The 1,132-nt window shown below is 67.8% G+C and carries 2 protein-coding genes; one reads left to right on the forward strand and one right to left on the reverse strand.

Annotated elements, in window-relative coordinates:
* On the forward strand, positions 1-463 hold a 463-nt coding region (locus tag AB4Y84_RS22175), incomplete at its 5' end, for an alanine racemase C-terminal domain-containing protein (protein WP_442250998.1).
* Positions 464-587: 124 nt separating this feature from the next.
* Here the strand turns inward: AB4Y84_RS22175 and AB4Y84_RS22180 are convergent.
* Positions 588-1,130 carry a DUF3016 domain-containing protein gene (locus tag AB4Y84_RS22180; RefSeq protein ID WP_442250999.1) on the reverse strand — a complete coding sequence of 181 codons (543 nt, stop codon included), beginning with the start codon at positions 1,128-1,130 and terminating at the stop codon, positions 588-590.
* Positions 1,131-1,132 lie beyond the last annotated feature (2 nt).

The raw sequence follows: 1,132 nt of genomic DNA on the forward strand, positions 1-1,132 counted from the left end.
CAGTGACTGGGTGCGCCCGGGCCTGATGCTGTACGGCGCCAATCCGCTGCCGGACAACAGTGAACTCACCGCGCGCCTGCGCCCGGTGATGACGATGCAGTCCAAGGTGTTCGCCGAGCGCTGGATCGAAGCTGGCGAGCCGGTCGGCTACGGTGCGCGCTTCGTGGCCAAGGCGCGCACACGCGTGGGCGTGGTCGCACTGGGCTATGCCGATGGTTATCCGCAGTTCGCGCCCAATGGCACCCCGGTGCTGATCGATGGCCAACCCGGTGGGCTGATCGGCCGCGTGTCGATGGACATGTTGACCGTGGACCTGACCGCGCATGCGCAGGCCGGCGTCGGCAGCGTGGTGGAACTGTGGGGTACGGCGCCGACCCTGTCCGAGCTGGCGCCGCGCTGCGGTGTCAGTGCCTACCAGCTGCCGTGCGGCGTCAAGCGCGTGGCACGCGTCTACCAGGATTGACCGGCTCAGGTAGCTGCCGACCCCCTGGTCGGCGCTGTGAACGCGTGTCGACCAAGGTCGACACCTACCGGATCGGATCAAACCCTGGTCGGCGCTGTGAATGCGTGTCGACCAAGGTCGACACCTACCGGGCAGCGGTAACGCGCGAGGTCAGCTGGCGCTTCACCCAATCATCGATCAGGCGCTTTTCATAGCGCAGCGGATCGGTATCGCTCCTCAGGCCGATGTTGTGCAGATAGCCGCTGTCGCTCAGGCGGGCGTCGCCTTCATCGATGATGCGCCCGCTGGCGTCCTTCAGTGTGTACTGCAGGGTGATCCGCGGCGGGTAGATGTCGCGCATGATCCGGATGTCGCTGCCGCGCGGGCCGTGCCAGGGCTCATAGTCGCCCGCGCGCTTGATATCGACCAGGGTCACGTCCAGCGTCTGCCCGGCCTGCAGGGGCTTGGCGGCGCTGGTCTGCACGTAGCTTGCCAGCTGCTGCACCCAGTCCCCGCGTTCGGCCTCGAAGCGGTTGGTGCTCTGGCGGATCTCGGTGAATTTCGCCGGATCATTCCACTGCACGCTGACCGGGCCATCGGCCTGCAGTGCGCGCGGCGCATCGGGCGCGGTTACCGTCCGCGGCGCGGCAGCCACGCTGCCCACGGCAAGCATGCCGGCCAGCAGCAGGG

The sequence above is a fragment of the Stenotrophomonas sp. 2YAF22 genome (assembly GCF_052114665.1).
GTDB classification, from domain to species: domain Bacteria; phylum Pseudomonadota; class Gammaproteobacteria; order Xanthomonadales; family Xanthomonadaceae; genus Stenotrophomonas; species Stenotrophomonas indicatrix.